Raw genomic sequence first — 14,914 nt, forward strand, 5'->3', positions numbered from 1 at the left:
GCGGCTGCGGAAATCATGGCATCGAAGGTGGTTCGTCCGGCCATGCGATGATGGCCTCGAAGCCATCGCTTCTTCCGCTCGCGGGCGAGCGAAGCGTCAGGCTTCCGCCGGTCTGGTCCATGATGGCGCGAACGATGGACAGGCCCAGGCCGGTTCCCGCGGCCGACGTGACGCCGCGCCTGAAGGGCTCGGTGATCCGCGGCAGCATTTCGGTCGGGACCACCGGCCCCCGATTGACCACGCGAACCTGCTGGCCCGGTCCGGCGATCACGTCGACCGGGCCGTCCGCCGCGCCGTGGAGCAGGGCATTCTGGATCAGGTTGCGCACGGCGATGGCAAAGGCGTCGAGATTGATCCGGCGCGTCAGGACCAGTCCATCGCAGACCTGCAGCGTCACCCGGGCTGGCGTGCCGGAGGTCGGCTGGAAGTCCCGCACCACCAGGCGCAGCGCGGGAAGGAGGTCGGACGCCGTTTGCGCCTGGGCGAAGCCCGCGTCGAGCCGGGCGAGCTGCAGCAGCTTTTCGGACAGGCGCGACAAATGCCGCAGGGAAAGCTCGACTTCCTTCAGGCGCTGGCCCGCTGGCTGATCACCAAGCTCGACGGCCAGCAGCTGCGTTTGCGCCAGGGCGCCGGCGATCGGGGTTCGCAGCTCATGCGCGCTGCTGGCCGCGAAGGCGCGTTCCGCGTCCAGCGCCGCGCTCAGGCGCTTGAGCAGGCTGGCCACCGCGTCGGCGATGGGCGCGAGTTCGGCTGGTTGTCCTTCTGTCGCCAGGGGAGACAGATTGTGGCTGCTCCGTTCGGAGATGTCGCGCGCCAGGCGCCCGACGGGGCGCATCGCGCGCTGGATCGCGATCCAGATGCCGGCGGCGGCCAGCGGTATCAGGCCGAGGAGCGGCCACAGTACCGCGTCGAGCGCCGCTCTGAGGGCCGCACGGCGATACCCCGTGTGCTCGACCAGGACGATCGAGAATCCGGAGCGGGGGTCCCGCTTCGAGAAAAGGCGCTTGCCGCCGAGTTCCGAAAATCCCGCCGCAACGGGCGCCGGCGGCAGGCTTTCCGGTGCGTCGTCCGTGCGCAGCACCACACGGCCGCGCGGGTCGATCAGATAGTAGGTGAAGTAGGCCGTCCCCTGGTCGGGATCGGCGCCCCGCACGCGATCCTGGCCATGCTCGTCCCCCTCCTGGATTTCATGCACGGCGAGCGGCAGCAGGCGCAAGGCGCCCTGCCGCAGCGACTGATCGAACGCTTCGTTGATCTGCGCGGACATGACCATGCCGGCGATGCTCGCAGCGCCGATCCAGAGCAGGGCCATGCTTGCCGAGACACCCGCGGCGAGCCGCCAGGCAATCGAAGGGCGCGCCATGTTCAGCTTTCCACCTGGTAGCCCAGTCCCCGGACGGTGTTCACGAAGTCCTTGCCGAGCTTCCTGCGCAGGCGGCTGACATAGACCTCGACCGCATTGCTTTCGATTTCCGCGCCGAATTCGTATAGCGAATCCTCGATCTCGCCCTTGGTGACGATCGCGCCGCGATGGCGGACGAGCCGCTCCAGGACCGCCCACTCCCGCGCGGTGAGCCCCGCGTCCTTGCCGTTCACCATTGCCCGCTTGCGGGCCAGGTCGATGGAGACCGGGCCGATGTCCCGCACCGGGTTGGGGTCGCCCGTGTAGCGGCGCGCCACGGCGGATATGCGCGCGTTCATTTCACTCAGATCGAACGGTTTGACCAGATAGTCGTCCGCGCCGGCGTTCAGCCCTTCGATCCGCACGGCGATCTGATCCTGCGCCGTGGCGATGATGACGGGAACCGGGTTGCGCGCCGCGCGCAGTTCGCGCAGCAGCGCCAGGCCGCAGCCGTCGGGCAGGCCGAGATCGAGGAGAACCAGCTCATAGGCGACGGTAGCCAGGGCCGACCGCGCCTCGTCAATGGTCCGCAGCCAGTCGACGCTGTGGCCGTTCAGTGCGATGTGGTCCCGCACGGCCGCGCCCAGCACCGGGTCGTCTTCGATCAGCAATGTCCGCATGAATCTCCTCCAGGAAGCCGACGCCCGAGCATGCCACGCCAGCCTGACGGGCGGCTGAACAACCGGCGGCCCTTTTCAGGCTGGCGTCAGGTCGAGGTTGTCCAATGGCACGGGTGCTGTCATGGTAGCAACGCTTGATGCCAATATTCGGGATGCCGGCGCGGAAAAAGCCAAAGGGCCAAAAGGCCGGCCCGCGCGGCGTCATCTTCAAGAGAAAATGGATCGCCCGTGTCGGACGGACGGGATCCCGCCATGCTCTGCGCGAGAGAGCGGGTGCTGAATCAAATACCGGAATCGGGGGAGTTGGATGCGTCGCACACATACGGAAAGACACCTGATCGCGCGCGTTGGTTGGCTGCGAGCCGCCGTGCTCGGCGCCAATGACGGGATCATCTCGACGGCGAGCCTGATCCTGGGCGTGGCCTCGGCAGCGGGTTCGCAAGGCAATGTCCTGCTGACGGGCGTGGCTGGTCTGGTCGCCGGCGCCATGTCGATGGCGGCGGGAGAATATGTCTCGGTCAGTTCGCAGTCCGATACGGAGGAAGCCGATCTCGCGCGGGAAAAATACGAACTCGCGAAGGATGTGGAGTTCGAGGAAAAGGAACTGGCGCATATCTATGTCTCCCGCGGCGTCGAGGCCGGACTTGCGCGCCAGGTGGCCCAGCAGTTGATGGCCAAGGATGCCCTGGGTGCCCATGCCAAGGATGAGCTCGGCATTTCGGAGATCACCACGGCGCGCCCCGTGCAAGCCGCGCTGGCGTCGGCGGCGAGCTTCTCGGTCGGGGCGGCCGCTCCGCTCGCACTCGTCGTGGCTTCGCCATCGAACTGGTTGTTGCCGGTGGTATCCGCTGGGTCCCTGGCGTTCCTGGGGCTGCTTGGCGTGGCCAGCGCCAAGGCCGGCGGCTCCGGCATCCTGAAGCCGACGATCCGCGTGATGTTCTGGGGCGCGCTCGCAATGGCCGTGACTGCCGGGATCGGCGCCGCTTTCGGCGCGGCGGTCTGAAACGCTCCGGCGTGTGCGGCATGGATCGTTCCGGGGCAGCAGTACCATGCCGGCGACGCAGCGCATGCGCTCGATCCGGTCCCGCGGAATCCGCGTGCGCAAAAAAGAAAAGCCCCGCGGAAACAAATTCCGCGAGGCTTTCATCTTCCATCCTTCCGTTGCGCCTGCCGGATCCGGGCCCAGCCAAGAGGGCCCGGAAATACCGACCCGCTCAAGCGCGCCGGATCCCGCTTACTTCGGCAGCAGGCCGGACAGCGGTTTCTGCGACAGGAACATCGAGTTCATCTCGTCCGCCGTCAAGGCGCGATTCCACATCGCCAGATCGGAGAAGGCCATCTGCATGGGCTTGTCGGACGTGGCGCGGCTGGGATCGTAGGATCCGGCGGTCTGCCCGTTCTTGACCATGTAGAACTTGCCGGTTCCATCCTCTCCCAGGCCGAAGCCGACTTCGCTTGCCTGGTTCACGCCAGCCAGGCCCGCGACGTTCATGCCGGCGGCGAACGCATGGGTCTGCGACTGGGTGCCCAGGATGGGATCGAACACGTAGCCCGACATGGTCTTCCCGCCGACGTCGACCACCAGCGCGAAGTACACCCACTGGTTTTCGCTGAACGGGATGTACGGGCTGTTGGTGTCGGTGCGGTGGGAGCCGTCCGCGACGTTGAACTCCGCGCCGCATCCGAACATGCTGATGATGATGCCCGCGGTGCCGCCGCTGGTGGCGTAGCCGGTCTTGTTGCTGAGGATGGGCTCGCCGACGGTGTTGGTGCTGCACGCGGGGGCCTTGTACCAGAAGCCGATGGTGAAGGCGCCGCTGCTGGCGATCGCGCTGTTCACCACGTCCTGCGCGGCGGACTGCGGCGTGAGCCGGTAGCCGTCGTAGCCGGCGGCGTTCGCGATGGCGGTGTCGATGAACAGGCCATGTCCGCCGAGCGGGTCGGCGGTGGTGGCGCCGCCGTTGGCATCGGCCGCCCACGGTCCCATCGTGCTGTGGCCGAGCGCATCGACGGGCGCGGTGAGCTGCGGGTCTTCGCCGAAGGGGTAGTAGACCGTCAGCCCGTTGGCGAGGGTGGTGGCCAGCGGCACCGGGGGTTGCGCCTTGATGTACGAGATCTGCGGCGTGAGCACGGCGCGGGCCGCCGTGCCCGCGACCACGGTGTAGCTGAACTGGTACTTGCCGGTCTTCAGTTCGTTCCGGTCGGCGAGCGGGTCGGTGTAGGTCGTCGTGCCCGCGGGCAGCGTGGCGATCGCCGTGCCGTCGCGCATCACGGTGATGGCCGCGCCGGCGGGCGCGGTCCAGTTGAGCACGGCGCGCGCGCGCGTGGTGGTGTCCTCGGCAATCTGGACGGTCAGCGCGGGAGGCTGCGCGCCGATCAGCTGGCCGCCGTCCATCGCGTAGTCCTGGCCGGCCGGCGTCTTGTCCAGATAGGCCAGCATGGTCGGGGCCACGTCCGCGATGCTGGCATATTGGTACAGCCCCGCGACGGTCGCCGGCAGCGCCGGGGTGACGCCCCGCTGACCATTGTTCTCGTCCTGGTTGACGGCGATGAACGCGGCCGACTGCGGCACCTGGGGCAGCCCGTCGGCGCGGCCATTGGCGTTCAGGCCGTGGCTCGAGGCCACCACGATCAGCCATTTGCTGTCGGGATTCCTGGCGGTTTCCGACAGCAGCGTGCCGACCGCCGCGTCCAGCTGCGCGAGCTTCTGCGCGTACTGGGACGAGGCCAGGCCATTGCCCAGCGCCACGTCCTCGGCGGAATGGTACTGGGCGACGATGGTCGCGTAGCCGCCGTTGCCGATCATCTGGACGGCGTTGCGCGTGACGCAGTCGTCGGGGGTGGCGTCCTGGGAGCAGTCGGTCAGCGTGTCCAGCGCGCCCGCGGTGTGGTCGGATGCCAGCAGGGTCGCCAGCGGCGCCGAGGCGACAGTCGCCCCGGTCAGGTCCGTGCTGGCTGCCTTGACCCTGCCGAACAGGGTCTGCACGGCGGGTTTCTGGCCGGGCGCGATCGCGAAGATGCGATGCCGGCTGGCCCACGTTCCCGTCAGCAGCGTCGCCCATCCGGGCGCGTCCAGGTTGGGCTGCTGGCTGACGCCGTTGAGCACGCCGCCGCTGTAGGCGAGCTGCGGCTGGAGCTTGGCGAGATTCGGCAGCTGGCCCGACGCGATGCCCTGGCGCACGGCGTCGTACGTGACGCCGTCGAGATCGACGAGCAGCGTGCGCTTGGCCAGGGTGGCGGACGGCGTGGGCGTGCCGGCGCCGGGGGGCGGCACGACGGGTGCGCCGGCGCTGGCGTTAGCGTCGTCGCTGCTGCCGCAGCCGCTCAAGGCGCTGCCCATGAGCCCGGCCAGGGCCAGCGTGCCGGCAAGTCTGGCCAGCGGCCAGCGCCGGTGTTGCGCGCGCTGGCGCGCGATGGCGGCGGCACTGTCGCGCGCCGCGGCCGGCGGCCGCGGACTGCCGCCCGCCCGCAGAGGATCGTATTGGATGTTCATGTTGTGGAATGGCTGGATTGGGGATGGATGTCGAGACCCTGGGGTCTGCCGTGTCCCGCCAGGCCGGCGCGCCGGCCTGGCATCGTTGCTATGCGCCCGCGCCCATCGCCGGGTCCGAGACGGTGTCCTTGCCGGTTTCGATCCGGCCGGCGAAACGGCGCTTGAACGACGGCGATGTGCTGGCGCCGACGCTGAAGTCGTACCAGTTGCCGCTGTCGGCGACCGGCCAGCTCAGTTCGCCCACCGAGTTCGGCGCCACCGTGGCCGTCCACGGGCCGTCGGTGTGATAGGCGTTCGCGGTGACGGTGAAGGTGCAGGGCTGGCTGCCCTTGTTGTACAGCTTGACGCTCACCGAGGCGGCGTCGCACGGCTGGTAGCAGACCTGGATTTCCGGGCTTGCCGTGCCGGTGGTTTCATCCAGGTCGCCGGCGAATTCGCGGTGGTAGCCGTTGGGGCCAAGCACCCAGAGGCGATACTTGCCGTTGTCGGCGGCGGTGGGCAGCCAGCTGCCGGTCAGCGACTTGTTGGCCTCGACCAGGTAGCGGCGCGGGATGAGGTCCAGGTGCAATTGGTCGTAGACGTGGAAGAGCGCGCCCACGCCGTTGGTGCTGGCGTTGACGAATTCCAGCGTGACGGCGCCCGGCTGCGCGTTCGGGTGCATGGTGGTATGCAGTTCGTAGGGCAGCGCGCGCGACGGCCGCGTGCCGGCCGCCTGGGCGGGCAGGGCGGAGGCGGGCGTGGCGCCGGGCACGGGAATGGCGGTCTTGGCGCTCTGCGCGATCGCCAGCGCGTCGGCGCTGACCTTGGTCATGCGGCCGGACAGGGTCGGTACCACGGCGGCGTTCGGGTTCACGAAGTCGAAGCACGAGGTCAGGTCGCCGCAGACGGTGCGGCGGTAATTGCTGATCTGGGGCTCGACCACGCCGAAACGCTTTTCGAGGAACATCAGCGTCGACGTGTGATCGTAGACCTGCGAGTTGACGAAGCCGCCGCGGCTCCACGGAGAAATCACGAACATCGGCACGCGCGGGCCCGGGCCGTAGGGGCGGCCGTCTATCGCGGGCTGGTTGCTCGTGGCCGGTGTGTAGGTGTGATACTCCGGCGCCATGTCGCTGTCCGAAAGCGTGCTGCCGCCCGCCAGCGTGCCGTCCGTATTGCGCGACGGCGCGCTCGGCGGCGGCAGGTGGTCGAAGAAGCCGTCGTTCTCGTCATAGTTGACCAGCAGCACGGTCTGGCTCCAGATCTCGGGGTTCGCGGTCAGGGCGTCCAGCACCTGCTGCACGTACCAGCCGCCCTGCGCCGGGCTGGAGGGGCCGGGATGCTCGCTGTATTGCGAGGGCGGGATGATCCAGGAGACCGACGGCAGCGTGCCGTTCTGCACATCGTTGCGGAACGTCTCGAGCAGGCCTTCCGGCATGGTGTTGCCAAAGCCTTTGGCCAGCGGGCTCAGCGCGTCGTCGATCTCCGGGTTGTAGACCGGGCCGGCCGCCGTCGGCGACTGCGCCAGGCTTTCCGTCGCCACGTACAGCGGCCGGCGCGTCGAGGGCATCTGCTCGATGGCCTTGCGCCAGTGGCGAAAGCCCATCATTTCATTGCAGCCGAAGTTGTCGATCAGGCTTTGGTAGACCTTCCAGCTGACGCCCGCGCGCTCCAGGCGGTCGGCGTACGTGGTCCACGTCCAGCCGGTGGTGGAGGCGCCGATGTCGTTGCCGCCGTTGAATTCGTTGTTCAGCCCCGCGACCGCGACCGGCGCGTTGGTGTTCGGGTCCAGTCCGTTCGGGCCGTTGGTGCCGGTCCAGTAGAACAGGCGGTTGGCGATGGTGCCGGTGTGCATGCCGCAGTGATAGGCGTCGCACACCGTGAAGGCGTCGGCGAGCGCGCGCTGGAACGGCACTTCCGCGGTGTCGTAGTAGCCCATCGACAGCGGCGTCTTCGCGTTCGGCCAGGCCGCCATGCGGCCGTGGTCCCAGGCGGCCTGCGCGTCGTTCCACGTGTGCGGCGTGCCGCCGGCGCGCTGCGCGTTGCCTGCGGTCCCGTCGAGGTGATACGGGATGAGGGTGGCGGCGCCGTAGTTCTGGTAGAAGATGTTGGCGGTGTTCGCGGACGGAACCGGGAAGCGGTCCCCGTAGCCGCGCACGCCCTTGTGCGTGCCGAAATAGCTGTCGAACGAGCGGTTCTCCAGCATCACCATCACCACGTACTTGACGTCCTGGATGGAGCCGGTGGCGTTGTTGGCCTCGATGGCCAGCGCGCGCCGGATGCTCGGGGGGAAGGTGGAGAGCGTCGCGACCGCGGCGGCGGTGCCAAGGGACGAGCGCAGGAACTTGCGTTTGGAAGGATTGAAGGTCATACCGGATCAGGGATTGTGGGTGGCTCGGACAGGCTCGGGCGCGCCCCGGTCAGGGCGCCGGCGCGCAGTGCACCGTGGTGCAGGCCGCCGGCGTGGAGGCGCCGCCGCCGGTATTGCCGGGGTTGGCCGGGGTGGTCGGCGTCGTCGCGTTGTCATCGCCACCGCAGCCGCCCAGCAACAGCACGATGCATAGCGCACCAATGCCCAGCATGGATCGGCCTGTTGCTTGATGTGTAGGGATCGGTCTAGTCATGAGATTGGTCAGTTGCAGTCCGAGCACGAATCGTTGTGATGGGCTTCGTGGTCAATCGAGCGGTGCGCAATGCGCGGGTATCGCGATGACCGCGGGCGTACCTGGAGCAGGCTCGGCTGCGAGGGAAAAGGTGTTCCGGTACGCTTCATGGGGTGTTTTCGACGCCGCGAGGGCGTTCAGCAAAGGTGCGTCTCCACGCCCGCGCGCTCGCAGAGCGCCTGCAGTTCGGCGGAGGCGTCGGCATCGGTGAAGAAGTGGTCGACCTGCTCGAGCCGCGCCACCCGGCAGGGCGCCTCGCGCAGGAACTTGCTGCTGTCGGCAAGCAGCAGCCTGCGGTGGCTGTGCGTGAGGAGGACCTGCGACAGCTCGGCTTCGTCCGGCTGGAATTCGTAGAGCGTGCCGTCGGCGCTCACGGCGCCCACGCCGCAGATCGCGAAGTGCGCGCGGAACTTGCGCAGGAAGTCGAGCGTGGTGCTCCCCATCACGTCGCGGTCGGCCGGCCGCAGCTTGCCGCCGGCCACCCAGGTCTCTATCTCGGGTTTGTCGGCCAGGGCCCGCACGGCATCGATGTTGTTCGTCACCACGCGCAGCGGCCGGTCCGGCGGCAGGGCGCGCGCGAATTCCGCCACCGTGGTGCCATAGCCAAGAAAGATCGTCGCGTCGTCCTGCATGAGGCCGACGGCCGCCTGCGCGATGCGGCGCTTGCGCTCGATCTGGACATTGCTTCTCTGCAGGAAACTCTGGTTGTGCTGGTTCGTCGGCAGGCTCAGCCCGCCGTGCACGCGCCTGACCAGGCCTTGCTCATCGAGATCGTTGATGTCGCGCCGGATCGTCTGGCTGCTCACGTTGAAGCGGCTGGCCAGTTGTTCGGTGCTCAGTTGGTCGACTTCGTGCAGCCAGTCGAGGATGTCCCGTTGTCGGCGGCTCAGGCTCATTGTTCATTCGCTCAAGATTTGTGTTCGAATGAAAATTTACCCGCCGAATGTGACGGCAAAATGATATCGGCGGCGAAAGCGTGGATAGTTTTGGCCGCTTCCGGCGCGTTTCCGGTGCGCTGTCGGCGGGCGGACAGGGTCGCGGGGAGGTCGTGCGGAAGAGGAAGGCGCCGGGTTCGCCGTCATCGGCGATGACGGCGTTCAGGCGCTCACGGGGCCTGCATCCCGCTGTCTGGCCGTATCTTCAGGCGGACAGGCTTGCGTATCGAAGCGGTGCGTCGGCACCCGGATGGCGACGGCTCCGGGCGGGCCGCGCGGATCGGCCGGCCTGGCCGGGTGCGCGCGTGCGGGTCGCGGGGAAATGCCGCGTGCCCGCGTCTGTGGCGGTCACGTGGCAGTCATGCGGCGGTTATGCGGCGGTTATGCGGCGGGGGGCGGCGTCCTCAGTTCGTCGCCTTGATGTTCAGCCGGTGGATGATCTCCCCGAAGCGCTTCACTTCGGACCGATAGAACGTGTTGAGCGCCGCCGGCGTGGTGTAGGCCGCGTCGGCGCCTTGCGATGCCATCGCCTTCTTGACGTCGCTGCGCGCCAGCGCCAGCTTGAGTGCGCCGTTGAGTTTTTCGATGGTGGCCGCGGGCGTTCCCGCGCGCGTGAACAGCGCATACCACTGCGCGAAGTACAGGCCCTTGAAGCCGGCCTCTTCCAGCGTGGGGACGTCGGGCAGCGAGCTGCTGCGCTTCGGGCTGGCCACCGCGAGGATGCGGATCTTGCCCGACTGCAGCATCGACGCCGCCGAGGCTACGCCGACGAAGGCCATCGAGACCTGGCCGCCCATCGCGTCGGCCGCGGCGGGGGCGTCGCCCTTGTAGGGCACGTGGACCATGTCGAGTCCCGCCGCCGCGTTGAATGCCTCGCCGGCGAGGTGGCCGGTGCCGCCGATGCCGCTGCTGCCGTACGACAGTTTGGACGGATTGGCCTTGCCGTAGGCGATCAGTTCGGCCACGGTCCTGACGTTGAGCTTGGCGTTGACCGCCAGCACGATGGGCACCGAGCCCACCATGCCGATGGGGGCGAAGTCCTTCACCGGGTCATAGGTCACGTCGGGATACAACGTGGGGTTGGTGCCGTGCGTCGCGCTATTGCCCATGAGGACCGTATAGCCGTCGGGCTGGGCCTTGGCAACGAAGCTGGCGCCGACCACGCCGTTGGCGCCGGCGCGGTTGTCGACGACGATGGTGGTCTTCAGTTCGTCGCCCATGTGCTGGGCCATCAGGCGCGTCAGAAAGTCGTTGGCGCCGCCGGCCGCGTAGGGCGAGACGAACTGGATCGGGCGGTCGGGGAACTCGGCCTGCGCCGACGTCGCGATACCCAGGCCGACGATCAATGCCGCGGCGGCGCGCAGCCCCAGACGATGAAAGCAGAACATGTCTTCCTCCTGTGCCTTCGTTGGCACGATTAGTTAGGTGTATTCCCGTGCGGTGCCTCGTCACCACTGCCGTGTCGAGGCATCGCAGGTACGGCAAACAGTCTAAGTACCTGCGACTGTCTTTTGCACATGACGCGGGCAGTTTCAGGTCCACTACTTGAACTATCGCGTTGCCCGCGGAGCGGCGTCGCTGCGTCGCGTCAACAGAGGTCAATAGAGCTTGGTGAGATTCGCCAGTTCGTCCTCGATCGAACGGATGGCGTCGCCGAGGCAGTTCACCACGGTTTCGGTCCGCTCCTTGCCCAGCCGGGTGGCCAGCGTCGACACGCTGATCGCCGCCGCGGGCGTGCCGTCGGGATAGCGGATGACCATGCCGACGGACATCACCGCGGGCGAGTCGAACACCTTGTTCGTGGCATAGCCGCGCCGGCGCGTCTCCGCGATGCTCGCCTGCAATGCCGCCAGCGAGTAGCGCGGATTCTTGCGCTGGGTGCGCGCCACGTTCACCTTGCAGATGCGGTCGACCTCCTCGTCGGGCAGCGCGCTGAGCAGCGCCAGCCCGGTCGCGCCGATGTTCAGGGGCCGGTGCCGTCCCACGTCGAGGATGAACAGCTTGATCGGGAAGTTGCCATCGGCGCGCGCCACGCAGACGTTGTCGAAGCCGGAGCGCACGGTCATGAAGACGGTATCCCCGGTCTGGTCCGCGATGGATTGCAGGTAGGGCTTGCAGATGTCCCGCAGCGAGAGCTTGGGCGCGGCCGCGAGGCCCATCTCGTAGAGCAGCGGGCCGAGGTAGTAGCGCTTGGTGGTCTCGTCCTGCCGGATCAGCTGCTCGGCGATCATGCCCTGCAGGATCCGGTGCGCGGTGGGCCGCTCGATGCCGACGCGCCGGTACAGGTCCACCAGGCGGATGCCGCCGCGGTTGTTGGCCGTGATCAGCCGCAGCAGCGCCACCGCGCGATGCAGGGTCTGCGTGCCGGCGGCGGCGCTGGCCAGGACATTGGGCTTGGACGGGCTCATGGCATTTTCATTCCGAGCGGTTCTCATTATGTGGACCGTATCGTCCATCGTCTTGGCCAGGCTGTATATGGCCTGGACTCATGAAGTCCATATTTTGGACTTCATATGGCGGCCCGCTCGCGCTTGCTGTCATTCTTCGCTCCGGCAGCGGCGCATCGCGGATGACCGCCCGGAGGCGAGGCGGTCGACGAGACGCCTGGCCGGACAAGACAAGACTGGAGACACGCTGCGCTGCAGCAAGGCGCGGCACACGGCAATGGAAGACACACACCTGCTTGCGGTGCGTCAGGACGGCGTACTGACCCTGACGCTCAACCGCCCCGAACGGCGCAATGCGCTGAGCCCACAGTTGTACGAAAACCTGCGCGAGCAGTTGTCCCTGGCGGCGGCGGACGATGCGATCGGCGCCGTGGTGCTCACGGGCGCCGGCGGCGCGTTCTGCGCCGGCGGCGACGTGGCGCGCATGGCCGACGCATCGGCGGCCGAGACCCTGTCGTTCGAGGCCCGCGCGAACCGGCTGCGCCGGCGCGCCGAGATCTGCGAACTGCTGCACGAGATGCCCAAGCTGACGCTGGCCATGATCCGCGGCGCGGCCGTCGGCGCGGGGCTGTCGATCGCGCTGGCCTGCGACATGCGCATCGGCGACGACACCGCGCGGCTCAAGACCGGCTTCATCGACGTCGGCGTGCCCGGCGATTTTGGCGGCCACTATTTCCTGCCGCGCATCGTGGGCGCGGCGCGCGCCCGCGAACTCTATCTCTGCTCGCCGCTGCTCGACGCCGGCCAGGCCGCCGTACTGGGCCTGCTCAACCAGAAAGTCGCCGCGGAGCAGCTCGAAGCCGTGGTCATGGCCATCGCCAGGCATTGCGCAAGCCATTCGCGCACGGCGGTCGGCTACATGAAGCGCAACCTCAATGACGCGCTGGGCGCCACGCTCGGCGAAGTGCTGGATGCCGAGGCATGGCGCCACGTGCGCTGCACCGAGACGCCCGAGCACCGCGACGCGGTGCGCGCGCGCGCGGCCCGACGCCGGGCGGCGACGGGCGTGGAGGGCGCGGAGGGCGGCGGCGCGACACCCGCGTGAGCCGGGCAGGGCAGGGCAGTTTCTTCCATTTTTCCCCATCTTTTTCAGGATGACATCGATGAGCAAGGTTTGTCAGGACCGCGTCGTGATCGTGACGGGCGCCGCCCGTGGAATCGGACGCGAATACGCGTTGCATCTGGCCGCGCATGGCGCCAGGGTGGTCGTCAACGACCTCGGCAGTTCCCGCGAGGGCATCGGCCAGGACATGTCCGCGGCGCAGGCGGTGGTCGACGAGATCGTCCATGCCGGCGGCCAGGCCGTGGCCAACGGCGACAACATCGCCGACTGGGAAGGCGCGCGGCGCCTGATCGCGCATGCGGTCGAGCATTTCGGCCGGCTCGATGCGCTCGTCAACAACGCCGGCATCCTGCGCGACCGCACCATGGTCAACATGGAAGAGGGCGAATGGGATGCCGTGGTGAACGTCCACCTGAAAGGCACCTTCGCGCCGTCGCACCATGCCGCGGTCTACTGGCGCGCCACGCAGAAGGCCACGGGCGAGCCGGTCAACGGCCGCATCATCAACACGACGTCGTCGTCGGGCCTGTTCGGCAACATCGGGCAGACCAACTACGGCGCGGCCAAGGCCGGCGTCGCGGCGCTGACCGTCATCGGCGCGCGCGAGCTCAAGCGCTATGGCGTCACCGTCAATGCCATCTGCCCGCATGCCCAGACCCGCATGACCGAAGGCCTGCGCGAGCGCACGCCCGAGGAGATCGCCGCGCGCCATCCGCGCTGGATCGCGCCCGTGGTGGTGTGGCTGGCCGGCGCCGACAGCGGCGCGGTGACGGGGCGCGTGTTCGAGGTCGGCGGCGGCCATCTGGCCGCGCTGGAAGGCTGGCACCGCGGGCCGTCGGCCGAGCCGGTGGACGATGCCGGCAAGATCGGGCCGGTCCTGAGCGACCTGGCCGCGCGCGCGCGCCGCAATGCCGACATGAAAGGCAACGACCTGGACTGAGCAATGATCGATAAGCGCTGCAAGAACGTAGCCGACGCCATCGCGGGGATCCGCGACGGCGCGGTGCTGCTGGTCGGCGGCTTCGGCACGTCGGGCCGGCCCACCCGGCTGATGGAGGGCGTGCTGGAGCTGGGGGTGCGCGACCTGACCATCGTGGCCAACAACGCGACCATCGGCACCGACATCGTGGGGGACCTGATGCGGGCTGGCCGCATCCGCAAGATCGTGTGCTCGTTCCCGCGCGGGCTGACCGGAAAGACCATCTTCGACGAGCTCTACCACGCCGGCCGCATCGAGCTGGAACTGGTGCCGCAGGGCACGCTGGCCGAGCGCATCCGCGCCGGCGCGGCCGGCATCGGCGGCTTCTTCACGCGCACGGCCGCCGGCACCGAACTGGCCCGGGGCAAGGAGACGCGCGAGATCCGCGGCGAGCTGTACGTGCTGGAGGAGCCGATCACCGGCGACGTGGCGCTGATCAAGGCGCAGCGCGGCGACCGCTGGGGCAACCTGGTCTATCACCGCGGCGCCCGCATCAACAACCCGGTCATGGCGGGGGCCGCCAGGCTTGCCGTGGCGCAGGTGAGCGAGTTCGTCGAACTGGGCGAGCTGGACCCGGAGCACGTGGTGACGCCCGGCATCTTCATCGACCGGCTCGTGGAGGCGAAATGAGCAAAGGACTGAGCAAAGGGCTGAGCCGCGAGGACATGGCGCGCGTGGCCGCCGGCGATATCCCCGACGGCAGTTGCGTGAACCTCGGCATCGGCCTGCCGACGCTGATGGCCGACTACGTGCCCGCCGGCCGCGAACTGCTGTTCCACAGCGAGCAGGGCCTGCTGGGGCTGGGACCGAAGGCCGCGCCCGGCGAGGAAGACGAGGACGTGCTCAATGCCGGCAAGGAATTCATCACGCTGCTGCCGGGCGCGTCGGTGTTCAGCCACAGCGACTCCTTCCTGATGGTGCGCGGCGGACATATCGACATCGCCTGCCTGGGCGCGTTCCAGGTCGCGGCCAACGGCGATCTCGCCAACTGGTCCACGGGCCTGCCCGGACAGATTCCGGGCGTGGGCGGCGCGATGGACCTCGCCTGCGGCGCCGCCCAGGTGTGGGTGCTGATGGAGCACTGCACGAAGGACGGCAAGCCGCGCATCCTGGACGCCTGCACCTATCCCCTGACCGCCGCGCGCTGCGTGGACCGGATCTACACCGACCTGGCCGTGATCGACGTCACGCCGCGCGGCCTGGTGGTGCGGCGCATGGCGCGCGGCCTCGACTTCGCCACCTTGCAGCAATCGACCGCGGCCCCGCTGACCCTGGCGCCGGACTGCGGACCCTACGCGCCGGACGCCGGCCACACTGAACGTTGATCGAGTCA

Annotated in this window: 13 protein-coding genes; 5 read left to right on the forward strand and 8 right to left on the reverse strand. The window is 68.5% G+C overall.

Translation table 11 applies throughout. The annotated features are described in order from the left end of the window. Positions 1 to 13 precede the first annotated feature (13 nt). Together AC3WXD_RS09085 and AC3WXD_RS09090 are read right to left on the reverse strand one after the other, a co-directional pair. Entirely contained in the window at positions 14 to 1,363 is a 1,350-nt protein-coding gene (locus AC3WXD_RS09085; RefSeq protein WP_059413285.1) for a sensor histidine kinase, read from the reverse strand. A 2-nt stretch (positions 1,364 to 1,365) separates the two neighbouring features. After that, the gene (locus AC3WXD_RS09090) at positions 1,366 to 2,022 is read right to left on the reverse strand and encodes a response regulator transcription factor (RefSeq protein ID WP_492323543.1); all 657 of its coding nucleotides are present in this window, start codon (positions 2,020 to 2,022) and stop codon (positions 1,366 to 1,368) included. A 307-nt stretch (positions 2,023 to 2,329) separates the two neighbouring features. On the opposite strand from AC3WXD_RS09090, the gene AC3WXD_RS09095 reads away from it, so the two are divergent. Beyond that, the gene (locus tag AC3WXD_RS09095) at positions 2,330 to 3,025 is read left to right on the forward strand and encodes a VIT1/CCC1 transporter family protein (RefSeq protein ID WP_454731827.1); all 696 of its coding nucleotides are present in this window, start codon (positions 2,330 to 2,332) and stop codon (positions 3,023 to 3,025) included. A 231-nt stretch (positions 3,026 to 3,256) separates the two neighbouring features. Here AC3WXD_RS09095 and AC3WXD_RS09100 read toward each other — a convergent pair whose 3' ends face one another. The 6 genes from AC3WXD_RS09100 to AC3WXD_RS09125 form a co-directional block, all read right to left on the reverse strand. Beyond that, the gene (locus AC3WXD_RS09100; RefSeq protein ID WP_492323544.1) at positions 3,257 to 5,515 is read right to left on the reverse strand and encodes a hypothetical protein; all 2,259 of its coding nucleotides are present in this window, start codon (positions 5,513 to 5,515) and stop codon (positions 3,257 to 3,259) included. A gap of 88 nt (positions 5,516 to 5,603) precedes the next feature. Next, positions 5,604 to 7,865 (reverse strand): phosphocholine-specific phospholipase C, encoded by a 2,262-nt coding sequence (locus tag AC3WXD_RS09105; RefSeq protein WP_492323545.1) that lies wholly within the window; start codon positions 7,863 to 7,865, stop codon positions 5,604 to 5,606. Positions 7,866 to 7,914: 49 nt separating this feature from the next. Next, positions 7,915 to 8,076, reverse strand: a complete 162-nt coding sequence (locus AC3WXD_RS09110) for a hypothetical protein (protein WP_020202278.1) — start codon at positions 8,074 to 8,076, stop codon at positions 7,915 to 7,917. 218 nt (positions 8,077 to 8,294) lie between these two features. Next, positions 8,295 to 9,053 carry a DeoR/GlpR family DNA-binding transcription regulator gene (locus AC3WXD_RS09115; protein ID WP_020202279.1) on the reverse strand — a complete coding sequence of 253 codons (759 nt, stop codon included), beginning with the start codon at positions 9,051 to 9,053 and terminating at the stop codon, positions 8,295 to 8,297. 443 nt (positions 9,054 to 9,496) lie between these two features. After that, positions 9,497 to 10,480 (reverse strand): Bug family tripartite tricarboxylate transporter substrate binding protein, encoded by a 984-nt coding sequence (locus tag AC3WXD_RS09120; RefSeq protein WP_020202280.1) that lies wholly within the window; start codon positions 10,478 to 10,480, stop codon positions 9,497 to 9,499. A gap of 210 nt (positions 10,481 to 10,690) precedes the next feature. Next, positions 10,691 to 11,500 (reverse strand): IclR family transcriptional regulator, encoded by an 810-nt coding sequence (locus AC3WXD_RS09125; RefSeq protein ID WP_020202281.1) that lies wholly within the window; start codon positions 11,498 to 11,500, stop codon positions 10,691 to 10,693. Positions 11,501 to 11,756: 256 nt separating this feature from the next. Here AC3WXD_RS09125 and AC3WXD_RS09130 point away from each other — a divergent pair, with 256 nt between their 5' ends. The 4 genes from AC3WXD_RS09130 to AC3WXD_RS09145 are packed head-to-tail and all read left to right on the forward strand — an operon-like array spanning position 11,757 to position 14,906. Next, on the forward strand, positions 11,757 to 12,584 hold the full coding sequence (locus tag AC3WXD_RS09130) for an enoyl-CoA hydratase-related protein (RefSeq protein ID WP_492323546.1): 828 nt from the start codon (positions 11,757 to 11,759) through the stop codon (positions 12,582 to 12,584). A gap of 58 nt (positions 12,585 to 12,642) precedes the next feature. Continuing rightward, positions 12,643 to 13,542, forward strand: a complete 900-nt coding sequence (locus AC3WXD_RS09135; RefSeq protein ID WP_020202283.1) for an SDR family oxidoreductase — start codon at positions 12,643 to 12,645, stop codon at positions 13,540 to 13,542. Positions 13,543 to 13,545: 3 nt separating this feature from the next. Continuing rightward, positions 13,546 to 14,211: a 3-oxoacid CoA-transferase subunit A gene (locus AC3WXD_RS09140; protein WP_020202284.1), complete on the forward strand. Its 666-nt coding sequence runs from the start codon at positions 13,546 to 13,548 to the stop codon at positions 14,209 to 14,211. Then, entirely contained in the window at positions 14,208 to 14,906 is a 699-nt protein-coding gene (locus AC3WXD_RS09145) for a 3-oxoacid CoA-transferase subunit B (RefSeq protein WP_020202285.1), read from the forward strand. Before AC3WXD_RS09140 ends, AC3WXD_RS09145 begins: the two co-directional genes overlap by 4 nt. The last annotated feature ends 8 nt before the right edge of the window (positions 14,907 to 14,914 follow it).

It is taken from the genome of Cupriavidus sp. FW216-B1, from assembly GCF_058789195.1.

Excerpts from the sequence above, each read along its gene's own strand:
- AC3WXD_RS09085 (WP_059413285.1), bottom strand. The coding sequence starts at position 1,363 with ATGGCGCGCCCTTCGATTGCCTGGCGGCTCGCCGCGGGTGTCTCGGCA.
- AC3WXD_RS09090 (WP_492323543.1), bottom strand. The coding sequence starts at position 2,022 with ATGCGGACATTGCTGATCGAAGACGACCCGGTGCTGGGCGCGGCCGTG.
- AC3WXD_RS09095 (WP_454731827.1), top strand. The coding sequence starts at position 2,330 with ATGCGTCGCACACATACGGAAAGACACCTGATCGCGCGCGTTGGTTGG.
- AC3WXD_RS09100 (WP_492323544.1), bottom strand. The coding sequence starts at position 5,515 with ATGAACATCCAATACGATCCTCTGCGGGCGGGCGGCAGTCCGCGGCCG.
- AC3WXD_RS09105 (WP_492323545.1), bottom strand. The coding sequence starts at position 7,865 with ATGACCTTCAATCCTTCCAAACGCAAGTTCCTGCGCTCGTCCCTTGGC.
- AC3WXD_RS09110 (WP_020202278.1), bottom strand. The coding sequence starts at position 8,076 with ATGCTGGGCATTGGTGCGCTATGCATCGTGCTGTTGCTGGGCGGCTGC.
- AC3WXD_RS09115 (WP_020202279.1), bottom strand. The coding sequence starts at position 9,053 with ATGAGCCTGAGCCGCCGACAACGGGACATCCTCGACTGGCTGCACGAA.
- AC3WXD_RS09120 (WP_020202280.1), bottom strand. The coding sequence starts at position 10,480 with ATGTTCTGCTTTCATCGTCTGGGGCTGCGCGCCGCCGCGGCATTGATC.
- AC3WXD_RS09125 (WP_020202281.1), bottom strand. The coding sequence starts at position 11,500 with ATGAGCCCGTCCAAGCCCAATGTCCTGGCCAGCGCCGCCGCCGGCACG.
- AC3WXD_RS09130 (WP_492323546.1), top strand. The coding sequence starts at position 11,757 with ATGGAAGACACACACCTGCTTGCGGTGCGTCAGGACGGCGTACTGACC.
- AC3WXD_RS09135 (WP_020202283.1), top strand. The coding sequence starts at position 12,643 with ATGAGCAAGGTTTGTCAGGACCGCGTCGTGATCGTGACGGGCGCCGCC.
- AC3WXD_RS09140 (WP_020202284.1), top strand. The coding sequence starts at position 13,546 with ATGATCGATAAGCGCTGCAAGAACGTAGCCGACGCCATCGCGGGGATC.
- AC3WXD_RS09145 (WP_020202285.1), top strand. The coding sequence starts at position 14,208 with ATGAGCAAAGGACTGAGCAAAGGGCTGAGCCGCGAGGACATGGCGCGC.